The sequence below is a fragment of the Craterilacuibacter sp. RT1T genome, assembly GCF_023502145.1.
Taxonomy (GTDB): Bacteria; Pseudomonadota; Gammaproteobacteria; order Burkholderiales; family Chromobacteriaceae; genus Craterilacuibacter.
Genome location: NZ_JAMFLI010000006.1, coordinates 113,840 through 130,037, shown reverse-complemented (window position 1 = coordinate 130,037; position 16,198 = coordinate 113,840). Strand labels below are relative to the sequence as shown.

Genomic DNA, 16,198 nt, shown 5'->3' with positions numbered 1-16,198 from the left:
TCAGCCTGCCGGTACTGGCGGAGTGGATTTTCGCTTGGCTGCCGGCCAGGCTCCGGAGGCATCTTCCGGCGCAGGTTCCATCACCGGCTCGGGGGCGGGCTCAGGCAGAGCCTGAGCCGGTTCCTGATCGGATAGCCAGGGTATGGAACTGAGTGTGCCGCTGATACGTGCTTCGGCTGGTTTCTTGCAGGTCAGGCATAGCGGCTTGCCCTTGCGCTCGTTGAGCGCCTGGTTGACCCGTTGACCGAATACGGCTTTCTGGTTTTCGCCCTGCCAGCGCAGCAGGGCATCGGCCAGTTGCGGCATGGCGACATTCTTGTTCTGGTAGCGATCGCGAAATGCGGTCAGCCACAATTCGCCAGCCTCGTCCTGCGACAGCAAAACAGTCTGGTAAGTGACCGAAACGGTCGCGCCCTTGGGCACGATATTGGACAGCAGCAATGCCTGTTCGCTCTTCATGCGTACGCAGCCATGGCTGCGAAACCCCGGTACGCTGGACGGCGCATTGGTGCCGTGTATGCCCAAACCCAGCTTGGCTTCGCCAAAGCGGATAAACACCGGCCCCAGCGGATTATCCGGCCCCGGCGGCACGACGGTCTCAACCGGCTTGCCTTTTTTGCGCATCTCTTCCTGAATGGAGCGGGGGACATGCCAGCTCGGGTTGCGGTAAATGCCGGTTACGGCATATTCGCCTACCGGCGTGCGCGTCAGCATCTTGCCGACGGCAACCGGAAAACTGTCTTTTAGCTCGCCATCCTGAAACAGAAACAATCGTGTCTGCGGCAGATTGATCACCACATGGGTGCCGCTAGGCTGTATCGCCACATCGGGTTGCGGGATAGCCGCAGCCGTAGCCGAGAGCGATAGCAGCAGGAAAAATGCAGACAGGCCGGACAGTGGTTTCATGGATAAGCTTCGGTAAATAATCGGGCTGGGAACAGTAGCAGATTTTAGCAGAAGTGCTGCTTTGCGAGGTCAGCTTTGCCGCTTAAGGGATGGCGGGCGTGCGTTTGTGGCGTGTTTCTGAGAAAATCGCCGCCTTCGCTTTGATTTGATTACCAAAATAATGTCTGATACCCCGGCCTTGGCCCAGATTGAGTCGCTCGACTATGAAGGTCGCGGCGTCGCCCATGTAAATGGCAAGACCCTGTTTATCGACGGCGCTTTGCCGTATGAAACCGTCGAGTACCGCAGCTACCGCAGCAAAAGCAGTTACGAGAATGCCGAAACCGTACGCGTGCTCAAAGAAAGCTTTATGCGCACCACGCCGCGTTGCCCCAGCTTCGGGGTTTGCGGCGGCTGTTCGATGCAGCATATGGAATTCACCGCCCAGGTTGCCATCAAGCAACGCGTGCTGGAAGACAATCTGGCCCGCATCGGTAAAGTGACGCCCGAGCGTGTGTTAACGCCGATTGCCGGCCAGAGCTGGGGCTATCGTCACCGTGCCCGCCTGTCGGCGCGCTGGGTCGAGAAAAAGGGTGAGGTGCTGATCGGCTTCCATGAAAAACGCTCGCGCTTTATTGTCGATATGGCCGAGTGCCATGTGCTGCCGCCGCATATTTCCGCTTTGCTGCTGCCGCTGCGCGCGCTGGTGGCCAAGTTGTCGATACGCGACCGTATGCCGCAGATTGAATACGCCGGTGGCGTCGATGTGGATGTGCTGGTGTTCCGTAATATGGATGCGATCAACGCAGCCGACGAGGCGCTGTTTACCGCCTTTGCCGATGCGCATGGCAGCGTGCGTCCGCTACAGATCTGGCTGCAACCCAAGGGGCCGGAAACCTGCTATCCGCTTTACCCCAAGGATGCGCCGCGCCTGAGCTATCGCCTCGACGATTTTGGCGTTGAAATGCCGTACTACCCGACCGAATTTACCCAGGTCAACCCGGGGATTAATAATGTGATGGTCAGCCGCGCCTTGCGCCTGCTGGATGCGCAGCCGGGCGAGCGCATTGCCGATATGTTCTGCGGTATCGGTAACTTCACCTTGCCGATTGCGCGTTCGGGCGCCACCGTGCACGGCATGGAAGGCAGCGAGGCGCTGGTCAAGCGCGCCGTGGAAAATGCCACCCATAACGGTCTGGAAAAGCAGGTCAGCTATGAAATGGCCAACCTGTTCGATGTGACCGAAGAAAGCTTTGCCGCACTGGGGCACTTCGACAAGATGTTGATCGATCCGCCGCGCGATGGCGCCGTACAGCTATGTCAGGCATTGACTGACGAGAGCGCGCCCAAACGCATCGTGTATGTGTCGTGCAGCCCGTCCACGCTGGCGCGTGACGCCGGTGTGCTGGTCAATACCAAGGGCTATACGCTCAAGGCCGCCGGCATCATCAATATGTTCCCGCATACCGCCCACGTGGAATCCGTCGCCTGGTTTGAAAAAACCGGCCCGTGCAAAACCCGCGAAGAGCTGGCAGAGATGGCTGCGGCCGAAGCGGCCGAACGCGAGGCGGCCAGGGCCGCATCGATGGCGGCACGCGCCGAGCGCGAAGCGATAGAAGCCGAGCTGAATGCGGCGGAGAATGCGCGTCTGGCCGCCGAGCGCGCCGAACGCCTCGCCGCTAAAGAAGCCCGCCGCGCCTATTACTTTGCCGAAAAAGCCCGGCGCGAAGCCGAAGCGGCTGCATCAGGCGAGGCGCCGGCACAAGACTGAGCCTGCCCATTCATACGCCGCAAGCGGCTCAGCTAAAAGAAACGCCCCTTTGTGAAAAGGGGCGTTTTTGTATCGAGGTCGTCTGTCTAAAATATCGCGCGGGTTTGAGCCGCGTATCCGTTTCAGGCCGGAGCGTGAGTAGGGTGCTTGTTTACGGAAGAGGGGGCTTTTTTTTGGTGGCTGAAAACCAGTCCGACCTGTTCGATGACCTGATTGCTCGCGACTTCTGCGTCATGCATCTGCGCGATGATCTGCTGGAGTACCGTTGCGTCGTGCAGCCAGTCGCCTTTGACCGTCTGCATGGCGCGTTGCACGGCATGGTGGACTTGGGCGTGCGGCTTCTCCAGGGCCTGGTAGCCTGGCAGGTGGCTGTAAGATTTCTTGCCTGCGCCCTCGTAATACCAGTTGCCCAGACGGCACTGGGTATGGCCGATATTCGTGGCCAGTGCTTCGCTGCCTTCACCATTTTGTTCAAGTGCGATATAGCTGTTTTGCATGTAGATGATGTGATCAAGCTTGACCAGTGACGAGAACGTCATGTCCTTGGCGCAAGCCAGGCTGTCTATGGTTGACTGCGCCGATTCGGCCACATGCTCGAACTGAGTGCGAAAGCCGGAAACGCGCTGGCTGACCGAGCTGCTTTGCGCTTCGAGCGCCAGCGTCTGCTCCACCATGGTTTCGACGCGCTGGTGCAGGCTATTGATCACCTTGCCGATTTCCAGTGTGGCTGCATGGGTGCGGTCGGCCAGTTTGCGTACTTCGTCGGCGACCACGGCAAAGCCGCGGCCAACCTCTCCGGCGCGCGCCGCCTCGATTGCCGCATTAAGCGCCAGCAAATTGGTCTGCTCGGTGATCTCGGTAATGAGGCGTACCGTATCGACAATGCGGGTGCTGGCTTCCCCCAGCTGGCGGGCGCTACCCGAAAGCGTCTGCATATTGCCAGTGATTTGTTCGAATTCGCTGTCTAGCTCTTCCACGGTCTGCCGGCTGCGCTGTGCGCCATCAAGGTTCTGTTCGGCCATGCCCTGCATGCCGTCCATCTCCTGAGTGGCCCGCAGCAAATCCTGCTGGTTGCCCTTGAGGTTGCGTAGCAAATTAGCGGTATTCAGGGCATGCAACTGGCTGGAGAGGCGGTTCTTGGCATCAAATTCGGCGGCTTCCTGCATCGAGCGTAGCGTGATATTGATGTTTTCCATAGACTGGGCGAATTCACCCGGCAAGCCTGCGCTAAGTGCCGGGCGGCTGTAGTCCCCCTGTCCCGCCCGCTCGAAGCAGGTGGCGATGTCTTTGGCGTGCGCCTCGATAATGTCCAGCAGATCATTCAGGTTCCAGGCGACCTTGCCGACTTCGCCTAGCCCCTTGGTGCGGGTGAGCCGGACATGGGTTTCGCCTTGGGCGGCCCGGCGCAGCACATATTCGATTTCTGCCAGTACGGCCAGCGGGCGGCGTTGATGCCAGTAGGCGTAGCCGGCAAAGGCAACCGCCAGCAGCGGTACGCTGATATTGGTGAGGCCAAGGCCGCGCTGGTAGATGCTGATGCCGGCGGCAATCCAGACCAGACTGACAAAGACAATGCAGCTCAGAATGAATTTCTGTTCCCAAAACAGCGTGCGCCGGCTGGTCTTGCTGGTTGCGTTCAGGAGTTCCAGATCCTTGCTCATGCTGCCATCTCTCCCGTGCGGGATGTTGCCTGACGGTACAAATCCAGCACGAATTTCTCGTAAGTCACGCCCTGTTGCACCAGTTGTGCCTGCAGCCATTGCAGCGAGGCTTCGGGGCCATTGGCAGCGCCCGCAGTTTGTTCAATTTCGTTCATCTTGTTGTAAAGCGTGCTGACTGCATCGATTGCGCTTTGCGGTGCCTGACGGCGCACCGAGAAATAGCCGACCGGCTGCTGATTGCGCTGGTCGATCGTGATATTGGCAAACACCCAGTAATAGTGTCCGTCCGAAGTCATATTCTTGACGAGACCGAAGAACTCATGCCCGGACTTGAGCGTCTCCCACATCAGGCGGAATACGCCGCGCGGCATGTCGGGGTGACGCACGATATTGTGCTGCACCCCGAGCAGGTCATCTTCCGCATAGTTGCAGACTTGCATAAAAATACGGTTGACGTAGGTGATGCGCCCGGCAAGATCGGTTTTGCTGATGATCAACTCGTCAGCCTGAAAGCGGACTTGCTGTTGGGTAGGGGGGATCCTGGATTTCATTGTTTTGTGCTTGCTATGTATGCGGTCAATCGGGGGCCGGGCTTATTGTTTGCCATCGGCAGGCAGATACCTGTCTGGCAGGAAAATGGCCGGCTTAGTTGCACCTGTCTAGCGGTTACTTTTTGCAAGGGCACATTTTATGCCATGGGTTTTTATTTGCATATTTTTATATGTATGGTTTTAAAATTGTGAGGCGTCGCACCGGCATTACGTGGACGAGAGTTCTCATCAGTCCTGTCCGGGCGCTCGGGTATAGCGGATAATGGCGTTTTGCATCTGCTACGGATCCGCCATCATGAGCCATCAAGCCTTGAGCGACAGCGATTACGAACGCCTGTCTGCCACCCTGTCTGCCTTTTACGCGCAAGGCGCGATGAGTCTGGAGACGCTGGACGGTTTTTTCGCCGCCTTGATTGCCGGGCCCGAAGTCATACGTCCGGCCGAGTATCTGCCGCTGATTCTGGGTGCTGCCTTCGAAGATGAAACCTCGTTTGCCACAACCAAGGCGTTTGATGCCTTTATGCATCTGCTTAGCGGGCACTGGCTGGATATCGCGCGCACGCTGGAAGCAGGCGAGGAATTTCACCCATGGCTGGAGGCCGATGGTGAGGGCAAGGTGTCGGGTAATGACTGGGCCGAAGGCTTCGAGCGCGGCATGGCTTTGCTGCCGGGCGATTGGCAGCTGGCATTTGATGATAGTGAAGCCGGTGCTGCGCTCGCGCCCATCATGATGCTGGCGCTGGAGCGCGATCCAGATCCTGCCGTGCGGACGGTAGTTGAGCAGCGTGAAGAGTTGCTGGGGCAGATTACCCCGGCAATTGCGACGTTATATGCCTTCTATACCGGCTTGCGCGCGCGCATGGATGCGGCACTGGCGGCCGCCGAAAACGACAAGACTTTGTTTGACGAGCCGGTAAAGCCAGCCAAAACCAATAAGCGCCGCTAAATAAGGTACCCGTCAAGCCCGCCCCGGCCTATGGTCGGGGCGGGCTTTTTTACGTCAGGCACCGCGCTTGAGCGGCCACTTTTGCAGCAGCAGGCCACCGAGAATCAGCGTAAGGCCGACCAGGGTCGAGGCGAGGATGGGCTCGCCGATAAAAAAGTGGATTAGCCACAGCGAGATAATGGGCGACAGGAAAATCAGGTTGGCGATGCGCGCCGTGCTTTGGGTGAGCTTCATTGCCGTCAACCACAGCACGAAGGTGTAGCCCATTTCGATGGCGCCTACATAGGCTGCTCCAGCCAGTCCCTGCCACGCAACCGGTGTCAGCTCACCGTTTAGCGCACACCAGAGCACAATCAGCGGCAGCGCCATAATAAAGTTCAGCGTCAGCCCCAGCACTGGCTCGCGCGTGTCGCGGGTATTGAAAATCCAGTAACTGGCCCACAGCAGGGTGGATGCCAGTGCAAACAGCATGCCGTTCATATTGGAAAACGACAGCGCCAGTACATCACCGCGCGTGCCGATAATGAGGACGCCGATATAACACACCAGCGCAGCGGCCAGATCGAGCTTGCGCAGGCGATGACCCAATAGCGGCACCGACAGCAAGGTCATGCTCAGTGCCCAAGTGTAGTTGATGGCTTGCGCCTCCTGTGCCGGCAGCAAGGCATAAGCCTGAAACAGGATCAGATAGTAGGCAAAGGGGTTGACCGCGCCCAAAAGCAGCGAGCGGCGCCAGTAAAGCCGCAGCGCCGGTACCAGCTCGCCCAGACGGCGTTGCACCGCAAGGATGGATAGCAGCGCCAGCAAGCTGGCCGCGCAGGCATAGAGCAGTAACTGCGCCGGCGACAGATAGCTGAGGCTGATCTTGAAGGCGGTGGCGACGGTTGACCAGGCGAGAACTGCGGCGAGGCCGAATAAGGTAGCGCGGGTTTGCTGGTTCATATCTTTGGGAATAGGGCGTGGTGAGTGGAGGCTGCGTGTTCCGTTATGGGCCGGTATTTTGAACGCACAAAAGCGCGTTGATTAAGCCGGAAAGCGCCGTCGCCGTGGCTGACGCCGTCAGGCCGATCGGGCCGCCGGCGGCGTGTACATACAGGTCGGCAAGCAGACCATGCAGGTGAACGGCAAGGCTGGCGGCATCAAAGGGGGGTAGTTGCTGTGCCCATAGCGCTGCAATCGCCCCGGTCAGCACATCGCCTTGCCCTGCCACCGCCAGCGCAGCATTGCCGCTGGCATTGATGCGGTAAAAACCGTCGGGGCGGACAATCAGGCTGCCGGCCCCCTTGAGTACCACGACCTTGTTTAAGCGCGCAGCCAGGGTGCGTGCTGCGGCCAGGCGGTCTGCCTGCACCTCGGTGCTACTGATTCCTAATAGCCGCGCGGCCTCGGCCGGGTGCGGCGTCAGGATGGCCGGTGCCTGCCGTGTGGCCAGTGTGGCGAAAAGTGCCGCATCGTGGGCCAGCAGATTAAGTGCATCGGCGTCTATCACCAAGGGCGTGTCGCTTGCCAATGCCGCCGATAGTGCCGCTTGGGCCGCTGTGCTGCTGCCAAGGCCCGGGCCGATGGCGCAGATGCTGTGTGACGCAAGCGGCAAGACAAGCGGCGAAATCATCAGTTCGGGCTGTGTGCTATCGACCGGCAAACGGCTGTCCAGCGTGGCAAGCAAGACCTTGCCGGCGCCACAGGCCAGCGCGGCGCGCCCTGCCAAAAGCGCCGCGCCCAGCATGCCGGGCGCACCGCCGACGACACATACGGTACCGAAGCTCCCCTTATGGCTATTGGCATGGCGCTTGAGCGCCGTCACGGCGGGGCGGTTCAGCTCACCTTCCGGCGTGGGCAGCAGCGCGGCGGGTATATCCAGTGTTGCCAGATGCACTTCTCCGGCGAGCTCGCTGCCGTCTGCTGTCAGCAGGCCGGGCTTGAAGCAAAGAAAGGTCAGCGTATCAGTCGCGCGCATGGCTGCGCCAAGCGCGTGGCCGCTCATGGCATCCAGCCCACTGGGGGTGTCCAGCGCGAGCACAGCTACGCCGGCGGCGTTGACTTGCGCGATCAGCGCGTCCCAAGGCGAGGCCAGCGGCCGGCTTAAGCCGATACCGAATAAGCCGTCCACGATCAGGTCGGCATGGGCTTCTGGCAGGCGGGTATATGTCGCCATGGCGCAAGCATCCCAGCGTGCGCGCGCCGCTTGTGCTTCAGCCGAGCTTTGCGGCTGCGGGCTGATGACGGTCACTTTATAGCCTGCGCTCAATAACTCGCAGGCCAGATGCAGCGCGTCGCCGCCATTATTGCCCGGGCCGGCCAGTACCATGATGGCGGCGCCGGCCGGATAGCGCGCCATGATCCAGTAGGCTGCGGCGCAGGCGGCGCGGCGCATCAAGCCCAGTGGTGCCGCGCTGTGTTCCAGCTGCCTTTGCGATGGCAAGGAAAAAAGCGCTGTACTCATGCCGTATCGCCCCAGCGCGGTAGCAGCTGGTGGGCAACGCCTATCTGGTCGAGAATGCGTGCCACGATAAAATCGACCATATCGTCTATGCTCTGCGGGTGGGTGTAAAAGCCGGGCGAGGGTGGCAGGATGACCACGCCCAAACGCGCAAGCTTGAGCATATTCTCCAGGTGAATGGCGGAAAATGGCGTTTCGCGCGGCACCAGTATCAGTTTTTTCTGCTCCTTGATGCTGACATCGGCTGCGCGTTCGATCAGATTGTCGCTGCTGCCTATGGCGATGGCAGCCAGCGTACCCATCGAGCACGGGCATACCACCATGGCATCCGCCGGATTGGAACCGGAAGCCACCGGCGCAAACCATTCCTCGCGGCCAAAGGCCTTAAGTTGTCCCGCAGCCGCCGCGTATTCCTCGCTTAGCCACAGCTCCAGATCGGCGGCGCGCGCAGGCAGCGTCAGCCCCATTTCCTGTTTGGCAACGATATGGGCCGCTTGCGAACACAGTACCCAGACGCGGCAGCCGGCCTTGATCAGTTCGCGTATCAGCGCTAGGCCATAAGGCAGGCCGGAAGCACCGGTCAGGGCGACGGTCACGGTTTTGCTGTAAGAGTTCATCAGGCATCCTGTTGCGGTGTAGGGGCGAGCAAGCGCGCGGCGATGATGCCGTTGACAAGACCGGTCACCAGCGCGGCCAGCGCGAAAGGCGGCACAAAATAAAGTATGCCGTCGCTGGGAATCAGCCATAGCCTGGCCAGCAGCAGTTGTCCGGCAATATGGCTAAAGGCGGCGATAATGCTAAGCGAAACCGGGCCGAACCATCTGCGCGGCAGGCGAAAGGCCAGCGCCAGCGCGGCAAGGCTGGCCAGTGCGCCGCAAAGCGACAGGAAGAAGCCTGGTGTCAGCAGGCTGCCCAGCAGCAACCCTGCACCGAGAATGCGCAGCAGACTAACCCAGAGTGCGGCGCGCCAGCCCAGGTGATACAGCGCCAGCAAGGTGACGATATTGGCAAGGCCGGGCTTGATGCCGGGAAGCGGCGAGGGCAGGCCGGCATCAATCAGTGCAAGAACAATGGCGATGGCTGCCAGCGCGGCAATGCGCTGATCGTCTGCGCCGACACGCAGGCTTAGCGGTTCAGAAACTGAGGCTGTCATAGTGTGCGGCACTAGCGCCAAGCTCGATGCTGGTCTGGTTCGGCAGGCAGATGGCACTTTGTCCGGCCTTGTCTAGCCAGCCTTGCTTGACGCAGTACTGGCGCGCGCCCGGGTCGCTGCCGATGCGGGCGCGGCCATTATGTATTTCGATGCGGGTCAGGCCCAAAGGGCCGGGGACATCCAGAATCTGGTTGTGCAGCAAACTGACTTCACGCCACAGTTGGCCCTTGCTGCGTATTGTCAGCGTGCGTGCCGTATCTCCGGCCCATAACTGCCAGAACAGGGTGAGGCATAGCGTACCGGCCAGTACGATCACCAGATAGTCGCCCGGACGTATCAGTCGCATCCCGTTCTTTGTAGCTGGCGGTGGCGCAGCAGCACCTGCTCACGGGTAAAGCGGCGGGCCAGCGTTTCGGCGATAAATACCGAGCGATGCTGACCGCCGGTACAGCCTATGGCTACGGTCAGGTAGCTGCGGTTTTCCTGCCTGAATTCGGGTAGCCATTTCTCCAGCATGGCCTGAATGTCGGCAATCATCTCGGCGACTTTGGGTTCGCCGGCAAAGTAGTCGATGATGGGCTGATCCTTGCCGGTCAGCGGGCGCAGCTCGGGGATGTAGTGCGGATTAGGCAGGCAGCGCACATCGAAGACGAAATCGGCGTCCAGCGGTACACCGTGCTTGAAACCGAAGGACTGGAACATCAGGGTCAGACGGCTGCTATCACTCTCGACCAGTTGGCGTACCCAGCTTTTCAGGGTATTGGCCGACAGCTCGGAGGTGTCCATGCGTATACCCTGCTCGGCAACGGATGCCAGAAGTTCCATCTCCATTTCGATGCATTCTTCCAGCGACAAGCCCATGCCGGACAAAGGATGGCTGCGCCGGGTTTCGGAGAAGCGCTTGACCAGAACACCCTGCTTGGCTTCGAAGAAAATCAGCCTGACATCGATGCCGGCTGCGCGCAGTTTGTCCATTTCCAGCGGCAAGGCGCCCAGCGTCTGGTGGCTGCGCGTGTCGACGCTGATGGCGATATGGCTGTAGCCGTAATCATGATAAAGCGCGACCGCTTCCGGCAGCATGGTGGCCGGCAGATTGTCGACACAAAAAAAGCCGGCGTCTTCCAGGCTGCGCAAGGCGACCGATTTGCCCGAGCCTGACAGTCCGCTAATCAGAATCAGCTGCATGTTCCTGATCCCGTAAGAAATTGGTGTGGCGCTCGACGAATTCGCGCGTGCTGTCTATGCCGCGCAGTTGCAGGATGTAGTTGCGCACGGCGGCCTCTACCAAAACGGCGAGGTTGCGCCCGGCGGCAACCGGCAGGATGACTTTGCGCACGGTGACGCCAAGGATGTCCTGCGTTTCAGACTGGATATTGAGCCGGTCCAGCGCCTGCATCGCCTGATCATTGGCCTTGATCAGATGGATAATGAGTTTGAGTACTTTTTTCGGGCGTACCGCGGTTTCGCCGAATACGGTGCGGATATTGAGTATCCCCAGGCCGCGTACTTCGAGAAAGTCGCGCAAGAGTGCCGGGCAGCGTCCTTCCAGCGTGTCCGGACCGATGCGGTAGTACTCGACCGCATCGTCGGCAACCAGGCCGTGGCCGCGCGAGATCAGCTCCAGCGCCAGTTCGCTTTTACCCATGGCCGAGTCACCCATGATCAGCACGCCGATCTCGAGCACATCGAGAAACACGCCATGCAGCACGGTGGAAACCGCCAGTGCCCGTGCCAGATAGATGCGCAGTACATCCATCAGATAGGGACTTTCCAGCGTGGTGGTCATCAGCGGGACATTGTGGGTATGGCAGTAGTCGCGCAGCAGTGCAGGCACCGCCTGGGCATTGGCGACGATGACCACTGACATCGACTTGTAAAACAGCTGATCCAGCGCGGTTTTGGCCGCCGCTTTTTCCAGCCGGCTCAGATAGTCGACTTCGGCGAGGCCGAGCACCTGCACCCGGTTGGGGTGGATGAAGTTGAGATGGCCGACCAGCGATAGCGTAGGGCGCTGGTCGTCGTTGCCGATCAGGTTGTCCGAGCCAGAGCGTCCTGCTACCCAGGTCAGATTGAGTTTTTGCTGGTTATCCTGGTAAAGCTTGCGGACGCTGACGCTAGGCATGGCTACTCCATCCGGTCAATAGCCGGAATAATTCTTCGCTATCGGCAGCCTGCTCCAGTTGTTCGCGCAAGCTGCGGCTGGAGAAAAGCTGGGCTAGCTCAGACAGCACCTGCAAGTGCAGGTCGGTTGCCTGCTCGGGCACCAGCAATACGAACAGCAGCCGGACCGGCTTGCCGTCGGGAGCATCAAACGGAATGGCCTGCTTCAGGCGGATAAATACGCCCATCGCCTCTTTCAGGCCACGAGCGCGGCCATGGGGAATGGCAACGCCTTGGCCCAGTCCGGTCGAACCCAGTTTTTCACGCGCAAACAGACTGTCGAACACTTCGCTGCGGGCAATATTGCCGGTGTTTTCCGCGAGCAGACCGACCTGCTCGAACACCCGCTTTTTGCTGGCAACATCAAGGTCGACCAGAACATGATCACGGGAGAGTATTTTGCCTATCAGGGACATAAAAACTCGTACAGGATGAAATCGGCGTTCATTCTACGCTGGCGCGTGATATTGAAATAGCCCTGTTATCAAAGCAAAACGGGAACCGTCAGGTTCCCGTTTTTAATCAAGGTGTTATTCTGCGGCCGGTTGCGGGATGGCGCGGTGTTCCGACTGCTTTTCCTTGTGCTTGATCACCTGGCGGTCCAGTTTGTCGATCAGCGCGTCGATGGCAGCGTACATATCATCGGCGGTCGCTTCGGCGTGAATATCCTTGCCGGCCAGATGTACATTGACCTCGGCTTTTTGCACCAGCTTGTCAACCGAAAGCGTGACGCCGGTGTCGATCACATTGTCTACATGGCGAATCACACGGCCGAGCTTTTCTTCGACATAGTCGCGCAGTGGTTGGGTTACTTCAAGGTGGAGACCAGTGATCTTGAGGTTCATACCCTAACTCCTTCTGTTAATCGACCTGGAACAGTCCGGGTCCATGGGGATGCTGTTAAGTGGAAGTCTAGAGTGCTTTGCGCTGGCTGGCTGGCGCAATCTGCATGGCTTCGCGGTATTTGGCGACGGTGCGTCTTGCTACTTGTATGCCCAGTTTGGCTAATTGCTCGGCCAGTGCATTATCCGACCAGGGCTTCTTGCTATTCTCGTCGACGATCAGCCGACGTATATGCGCCTTGATTGCGGTGGAAGAGCATTCGACACCGCTGTCGGTGTCCAGCGCACTGCCAAAGAAATATTTAAGCTCGAACAGACCGCGGCTACACAGCAGATATTTTTGTGTGGTGACGCGGGAAATGGTGGATTCGTGCAGTCCCAGTTCATCGGCAATATCGCGCAGTATAAGAGGACGCATTGCGACTTCGCCTTGTTCAAAGAACTGTTGTTGCCTGTCAACGATAGCTTCCGATACTTTCAGGATGGTGTCAAATCGCTGCTGAATGTTTTTGACCAGCCAGCGTGCCTCTTGCAACTGCCCGGAGAGATTATTGCTGCTATCCCTTTGTTGTTGCAGAAGATTAGCGTAAATGCTGTTTACGCGTAATTTTGGCTGGGCTTGACCGTTGATGGTCGCGATCCAGCGGCCGCGAAATTTGCGCACCACCACATCGGGCATCACATAGCGGGTGTCTTCGCCATCAAAACCTCCCGCTGGTCGCGGGCGTAGTTGGGCAATCAAGGCCTGCGCCGCGCGGATCTCGTCTTCGCTGGCATCCAAAAGCTTGCGCAGTTTGCCGTAGTCGCGGTTGCCAAGCAGTGCGAGATGGGTCTGGATGATGGTGCGGGCCAAGGTTTTGGCCGGGAGGGTATCGGGCAGCTTGTTGAGCTGAAGGGTCAAAAATTCGCTCAGATTGTAGCTGCCTATGCCAGGCGGCTCCATCTGGCGCAAGAGCTGGCGCAGATATTCCAGCTCTTCAGTTTCTACTTCCAGCTCCTCAGGCAGGCTCTGGCTGATTTCATCAATGTGGGTGCTCAGATAGCCGTCGTCATCGATTTCTTCTATCAGCAAGGTCAGCAGGGCGCGTTCGCGGCTCGAGAGCGTCAGCTCGCCCATCTGTGCCATCAATAGCGCTCGCATGCCTGGCTTTTCCGGCGTATTGAGTATGGGGTCGAACTCGCTATCATCGCCGCTATGGCTGGACTTACTGCCGCTGCCCCATTCCTCGTATGCTTCGCTACCCTCGCGCGGCGGGGTTTCATGCGGATCGTCAGACGAAGCCTCGTGTGCTACGTCGCCGTCTTCGCTGCGTTCCAGCAGCGGGTTTTCCTGCAGATAACGCTCCAACTCGGTGCCGAACTCCAATGTGGACATCTGCAGTAATTTGATCGATTGCTGCAGCTGTGGTGTCAGGGTGAGCTGCTGGCTGACTTTGAGTTGGAGTGTTTGTTTCATAGCGCCTTACAGATGAAAGTGCTCGCCCAGATAAACTTTGCGTACCTGCTCGTTATTCACCAGCTCGTCCGGCAGACCGTAAGCCAATACCTTGCCGTCGTTGATGATATAGGCGCGGTCGCAAATGCGTAGCGTTTCGCGCACATTGTGGTCGGTGATCAGTACGCCGATGCCGCGTTCCTTGAGGAAGGCGATGATTTTCTGGATGTCGATCACGGCAATCGGGTCGACACCGGCAAAGGGCTCGTCCAAGAGGATAAAGCGCGGACGGGATGCCAGTACGCGCGCAATTTCGACCCGGCGCCGCTCGCCGCCGGACAACGCCATGGCGTTGGTGTCGGCCAGATGGGCGATATTCAGATCATCCATCAACAGTGTCAGTTCGTTCTCCATCTGCTCGCCCTTGACGCCGGAGATTTCCAGCACCGCGCAGATATTCTCCCTGACCGTCATGCGGCGGAAAATGGAGGCTTCCTGCGGCAAATAGCCCAGCCCCATGCGCGCGCGTTTATGTATGGGCAGATGGGTGATGGTGATATCGTCCAGAACGATTTCACCGGCTTCGGCCGCAATCAGTCCGACGATCATGTAAAAACTGGTGGTCTTGCCCGCGCCATTGGGGCCTAGCAGGCCGATGACTTCGCCGCTGGCAATTTCCAGTGATACATCTTTGACCACCGTACGTTTCTTGAAGCTTTTCTTGATATGGGCAACGCTCAGCCGGCTGACACTCATTTCTTCTCCTCGGTCTTGGGCTGCAGGATCACGGTGACCCGGCCTTTGGCCGCACCGGTCGTTTGTGGGTTGCTGCCGCTGACCTGATACAGCTCGGTCTGGGTGTTGTAGGTAATCACATTACCTGCAACCGAATCCTGGCCGCGTTTGACGAAGGCATTGCCGGTCAGTACCGCGACGCCGCTCTGGCTGTCGTAATCGATGCGGTTGCCCTTGCCGTCGATATATTCATTCTTGCCTTCGACTTTCTGGCGGAAGGTGGCCGGCTTGCCGGTGGCGAGCAGGGTCTGCTGGCCGTTGGCATTGCGGGTCACAACCACATGGTCGGCTTTGAGCTGCAAAGTGCCCTGATTGACGACGACGCTGCCGTCCCACACTGTCACGCCCTTATTCTGGTCCAGCGTGCCCCTGTCGGCCGACAGTTCGATCGGCTTGCTGCTATCGGCGATTTCGGCGTGTGCAGCATGCATGGCAAACAGAGAGGCACACAGGGCCAGTAGCGGAAATTTAAGGTTGTGCATAGCTGATCCTGACTTTCGACAACAGGGTGATCAGGCCCTGCTGTTGTGCATAAGTAAAGCCGATGGCATTGGCGACCGAGTCGCCTTGATGAACGGTCACTGCAGCCGGGCTTTGGGCTGTCGAGGTGTTGAGGTTTACCGTCATGGCGCGCGTATCTATCTTGATGTCGCTCTGGCCGGGCTCAGCCTTGTCTATCAGCACCACCTTGCGGTCAAACCACACCATGCCGGTGCTGTTGTTGTAGCGCCCGACTTCACCTTCAACGGTGTAATTGACCTGACCTAACTGGTAGCTGGTGAGGAAAGGCTGCTCGAATTCAATATCCTTGGCATCGGGAAACTGCCACATCTTGCGTGCCTGTAGCCGGTCGCTGGGCAGACCCTGAGCATCAAAGCGGGTCGCGGTAAAATTTTCGACCGTATACTCGGGCTGGTCACGGTCGATCACGCTTTGCACGCTGCTTTGGCGGGTGACGCGGTCAAGCAGCATGGTCAGCACCGACAGCATCAGCACCAGTAATAGCGGAAACAGGCGGGGAAAGCGTTTCATAGCAGATATTTCGCGATGGCGGTGTCAAAGGTGCCTTGCGCTTGCATGATGAGCTCGCACACCTCGCGCACGGCGCCTTGCCCGCCGCTGGCGCCGGTAATATAGCGCGCATATTGCTGTACGCGCTCAGGTGCCGCCGGTACCACGACCGGAAAAGCGACGCGGCGCAAGACCGGCAGGTCAATGATGTCGTCACCGACAAAGGCGCAGTCGTCCGGGCTCAGGCCGCTTTGTGCCATCAGTTCATCAAGGGCCAACTGCTTGTTGCTGACGCCGGCAAAGTAATAGTCAAAGCCCAGCGCACGGGCGCGGTGTTCGACACAGGCATCGGCACGGCCGGAAATAATAGCGAGCTTGACGCCGGTGCTTTGCAACAGCTTCAGGCCAAGGCCGTCCTGTACATAGAAGGATTTTGACTCTTCGCCTTGGGCGTTGTAGTAGATGCGCCCGTCGGTCATGACGCCATCGACGTCCAGTATCAGTAGCTTGACCCGGCGGGCGTATTCTTGTGGTGTATGCATGCTGTC

General features: G+C 58.9%; 19 protein-coding genes. 2 read left to right on the top strand and 17 right to left on the bottom strand.

Features of this window, described 5'->3' with window-relative positions; all coding sequences use genetic code 11:
- On the bottom strand, positions 1-906 hold the full coding sequence (locus M3P88_RS10920; RefSeq protein WP_249616068.1) for a L,D-transpeptidase: 906 nt from the start codon (positions 904-906) through the stop codon (positions 1-3).
- 160 nt (positions 907-1,066) lie between these two features.
- Between M3P88_RS10920 and rlmD the strand changes: the two genes are divergently transcribed.
- Positions 1,067-2,656, top strand: coding sequence for a 23S rRNA (uracil(1939)-C(5))-methyltransferase RlmD (gene rlmD / locus M3P88_RS10915; RefSeq protein ID WP_249616067.1), 1,590 nt, complete (start codon positions 1,067-1,069; stop codon positions 2,654-2,656).
- A 122-nt stretch (positions 2,657-2,778) separates the two neighbouring features.
- Here the strand turns inward: rlmD and M3P88_RS15945 are convergent, their stop codons facing one another.
- Together M3P88_RS15945 and M3P88_RS10900 are read right to left on the bottom strand one after the other, a co-directional pair.
- Entirely contained in the window at positions 2,779-4,317 is a 1,539-nt protein-coding gene (locus M3P88_RS15945; protein ID WP_283773178.1) for a methyl-accepting chemotaxis protein, read from the bottom strand.
- Complete coding sequence (locus tag M3P88_RS10900) at positions 4,314-4,868, bottom strand: PAS domain-containing protein (RefSeq protein ID WP_249616066.1); 555 nt, start codon at positions 4,866-4,868, stop codon at positions 4,314-4,316. The genes M3P88_RS15945 and M3P88_RS10900 overlap by 4 nt, the downstream gene beginning before the upstream one ends.
- 295 nt (positions 4,869-5,163) lie before the next feature.
- Between M3P88_RS10900 and M3P88_RS10895 the strand changes: the two genes are divergently transcribed.
- A complete protein-coding gene (locus M3P88_RS10895; protein ID WP_249616065.1) occupies positions 5,164-5,814 on the top strand; it encodes a UPF0149 family protein in 651 nt (216 codons plus the stop codon).
- 54 nt (positions 5,815-5,868) lie between these two features.
- Here M3P88_RS10895 and M3P88_RS10890 read toward each other — a convergent pair whose 3' ends face one another.
- The 14 genes from M3P88_RS10890 to M3P88_RS10825 form a co-directional block, all read right to left on the bottom strand.
- Positions 5,869-6,756: a DMT family transporter gene (locus M3P88_RS10890; protein ID WP_249616064.1), complete on the bottom strand. Its 888-nt coding sequence runs from the start codon at positions 6,754-6,756 to the stop codon at positions 5,869-5,871.
- A gap of 43 nt (positions 6,757-6,799) precedes the next feature.
- Positions 6,800-8,257: an NAD(P)H-hydrate dehydratase gene (locus M3P88_RS10885; RefSeq protein WP_249616063.1), complete on the bottom strand. Its 1,458-nt coding sequence runs from the start codon at positions 8,255-8,257 to the stop codon at positions 6,800-6,802.
- Positions 8,254-8,871, bottom strand: coding sequence for a flavin prenyltransferase UbiX (locus M3P88_RS10880; protein ID WP_249616062.1), 618 nt, complete (start codon positions 8,869-8,871; stop codon positions 8,254-8,256). The genes M3P88_RS10885 and M3P88_RS10880 overlap by 4 nt, the downstream gene beginning before the upstream one ends.
- Positions 8,871-9,407, bottom strand: coding sequence for a Gx transporter family protein (locus tag M3P88_RS10875; protein ID WP_249616061.1), 537 nt, complete (start codon positions 9,405-9,407; stop codon positions 8,871-8,873). The genes M3P88_RS10880 and M3P88_RS10875 overlap by 1 nt, the downstream gene beginning before the upstream one ends.
- Positions 9,388-9,753 (bottom strand): NusG domain II-containing protein, encoded by a 366-nt coding sequence (locus M3P88_RS10870; RefSeq protein ID WP_249616060.1) that lies wholly within the window; start codon positions 9,751-9,753, stop codon positions 9,388-9,390. Before M3P88_RS10870 ends, M3P88_RS10875 begins: the two co-directional genes overlap by 20 nt.
- On the bottom strand, positions 9,744-10,592 hold the full coding sequence (gene rapZ, locus M3P88_RS10865) for an RNase adapter RapZ (protein WP_249616059.1): 849 nt from the start codon (positions 10,590-10,592) through the stop codon (positions 9,744-9,746). The genes M3P88_RS10870 and rapZ overlap by 10 nt, the downstream gene beginning before the upstream one ends.
- Positions 10,573-11,529 carry an HPr(Ser) kinase/phosphatase gene (hprK, locus tag M3P88_RS10860; RefSeq protein ID WP_249616058.1) on the bottom strand — a complete coding sequence of 319 codons (957 nt, stop codon included), beginning with the start codon at positions 11,527-11,529 and terminating at the stop codon, positions 10,573-10,575. The genes rapZ and hprK overlap by 20 nt, the downstream gene beginning before the upstream one ends.
- Positions 11,522-11,983 carry a PTS IIA-like nitrogen regulatory protein PtsN gene (gene ptsN / locus M3P88_RS10855; RefSeq protein WP_160796853.1) on the bottom strand — a complete coding sequence of 154 codons (462 nt, stop codon included), beginning with the start codon at positions 11,981-11,983 and terminating at the stop codon, positions 11,522-11,524. The genes hprK and ptsN overlap by 8 nt, the downstream gene beginning before the upstream one ends.
- Positions 11,984-12,097: 114 nt before the next feature.
- Positions 12,098-12,412, bottom strand: coding sequence for a ribosome hibernation-promoting factor, HPF/YfiA family (gene hpf / locus M3P88_RS10850; RefSeq protein ID WP_249616057.1), 315 nt, complete (start codon positions 12,410-12,412; stop codon positions 12,098-12,100).
- Between the two features lie 67 nt (positions 12,413-12,479).
- Positions 12,480-13,865: an RNA polymerase factor sigma-54 gene (locus M3P88_RS10845; RefSeq protein WP_249616056.1), complete on the bottom strand. Its 1,386-nt coding sequence runs from the start codon at positions 13,863-13,865 to the stop codon at positions 12,480-12,482.
- 6 nt (positions 13,866-13,871) lie between these two features.
- Positions 13,872-14,600, bottom strand: a complete 729-nt coding sequence (gene lptB, locus M3P88_RS10840; RefSeq protein WP_249616055.1) for an LPS export ABC transporter ATP-binding protein — start codon at positions 14,598-14,600, stop codon at positions 13,872-13,874.
- Positions 14,597-15,121 carry a lipopolysaccharide transport periplasmic protein LptA gene (gene lptA, locus M3P88_RS10835; protein WP_249616054.1) on the bottom strand — a complete coding sequence of 175 codons (525 nt, stop codon included), beginning with the start codon at positions 15,119-15,121 and terminating at the stop codon, positions 14,597-14,599. Before lptA ends, lptB begins: the two co-directional genes overlap by 4 nt.
- Positions 15,108-15,671 carry an LPS export ABC transporter periplasmic protein LptC gene (gene lptC / locus M3P88_RS10830; RefSeq protein WP_249616053.1) on the bottom strand — a complete coding sequence of 188 codons (564 nt, stop codon included), beginning with the start codon at positions 15,669-15,671 and terminating at the stop codon, positions 15,108-15,110. The genes lptA and lptC overlap by 14 nt, the downstream gene beginning before the upstream one ends.
- The gene (locus M3P88_RS10825) at positions 15,668-16,192 is read right to left on the bottom strand and encodes a KdsC family phosphatase (RefSeq protein ID WP_249616052.1); all 525 of its coding nucleotides are present in this window, start codon (positions 16,190-16,192) and stop codon (positions 15,668-15,670) included. The genes lptC and M3P88_RS10825 overlap by 4 nt, the downstream gene beginning before the upstream one ends.
- Between the last annotated feature and the right edge of the window lie 6 nt (positions 16,193-16,198).

Coding starts and splice junctions, on each gene's coding strand:
- M3P88_RS10920 (WP_249616068.1), bottom strand. CDS start 906: ATGAAACCACTGTCCGGCCTGTCTGCATTTTTCCTGCTGCTATCGCTC.
- rlmD (WP_249616067.1), top strand. CDS start 1,067: ATGTCTGATACCCCGGCCTTGGCCCAGATTGAGTCGCTCGACTATGAA.
- M3P88_RS15945 (WP_283773178.1), bottom strand. CDS start 4,317: ATGAGCAAGGATCTGGAACTCCTGAACGCAACCAGCAAGACCAGCCGG.
- M3P88_RS10900 (WP_249616066.1), bottom strand. CDS start 4,868: ATGAAATCCAGGATCCCCCCTACCCAACAGCAAGTCCGCTTTCAGGCT.
- M3P88_RS10895 (WP_249616065.1), top strand. CDS start 5,164: ATGAGCCATCAAGCCTTGAGCGACAGCGATTACGAACGCCTGTCTGCC.
- M3P88_RS10890 (WP_249616064.1), bottom strand. CDS start 6,756: ATGAACCAGCAAACCCGCGCTACCTTATTCGGCCTCGCCGCAGTTCTC.
- M3P88_RS10885 (WP_249616063.1), bottom strand. CDS start 8,257: ATGAGTACAGCGCTTTTTTCCTTGCCATCGCAAAGGCAGCTGGAACAC.
- M3P88_RS10880 (WP_249616062.1), bottom strand. CDS start 8,871: ATGAACTCTTACAGCAAAACCGTGACCGTCGCCCTGACCGGTGCTTCC.
- M3P88_RS10875 (WP_249616061.1), bottom strand. CDS start 9,407: ATGACAGCCTCAGTTTCTGAACCGCTAAGCCTGCGTGTCGGCGCAGAC.
- M3P88_RS10870 (WP_249616060.1), bottom strand. CDS start 9,753: ATGCGACTGATACGTCCGGGCGACTATCTGGTGATCGTACTGGCCGGT.
- rapZ (WP_249616059.1), bottom strand. CDS start 10,592: ATGCAGCTGATTCTGATTAGCGGACTGTCAGGCTCGGGCAAATCGGTC.
- hprK (WP_249616058.1), bottom strand. CDS start 11,529: ATGCCTAGCGTCAGCGTCCGCAAGCTTTACCAGGATAACCAGCAAAAA.
- ptsN (WP_160796853.1), bottom strand. CDS start 11,983: ATGTCCCTGATAGGCAAAATACTCTCCCGTGATCATGTTCTGGTCGAC.
- hpf (WP_249616057.1), bottom strand. CDS start 12,412: ATGAACCTCAAGATCACTGGTCTCCACCTTGAAGTAACCCAACCACTG.
- M3P88_RS10845 (WP_249616056.1), bottom strand. CDS start 13,865: ATGAAACAAACACTCCAACTCAAAGTCAGCCAGCAGCTCACCCTGACA.
- lptB (WP_249616055.1), bottom strand. CDS start 14,600: ATGAGTGTCAGCCGGCTGAGCGTTGCCCATATCAAGAAAAGCTTCAAG.
- lptA (WP_249616054.1), bottom strand. CDS start 15,121: ATGCACAACCTTAAATTTCCGCTACTGGCCCTGTGTGCCTCTCTGTTT.
- lptC (WP_249616053.1), bottom strand. CDS start 15,671: ATGAAACGCTTTCCCCGCCTGTTTCCGCTATTACTGGTGCTGATGCTG.
- M3P88_RS10825 (WP_249616052.1), bottom strand. CDS start 16,192: ATGCATACACCACAAGAATACGCCCGCCGGGTCAAGCTACTGATACTG.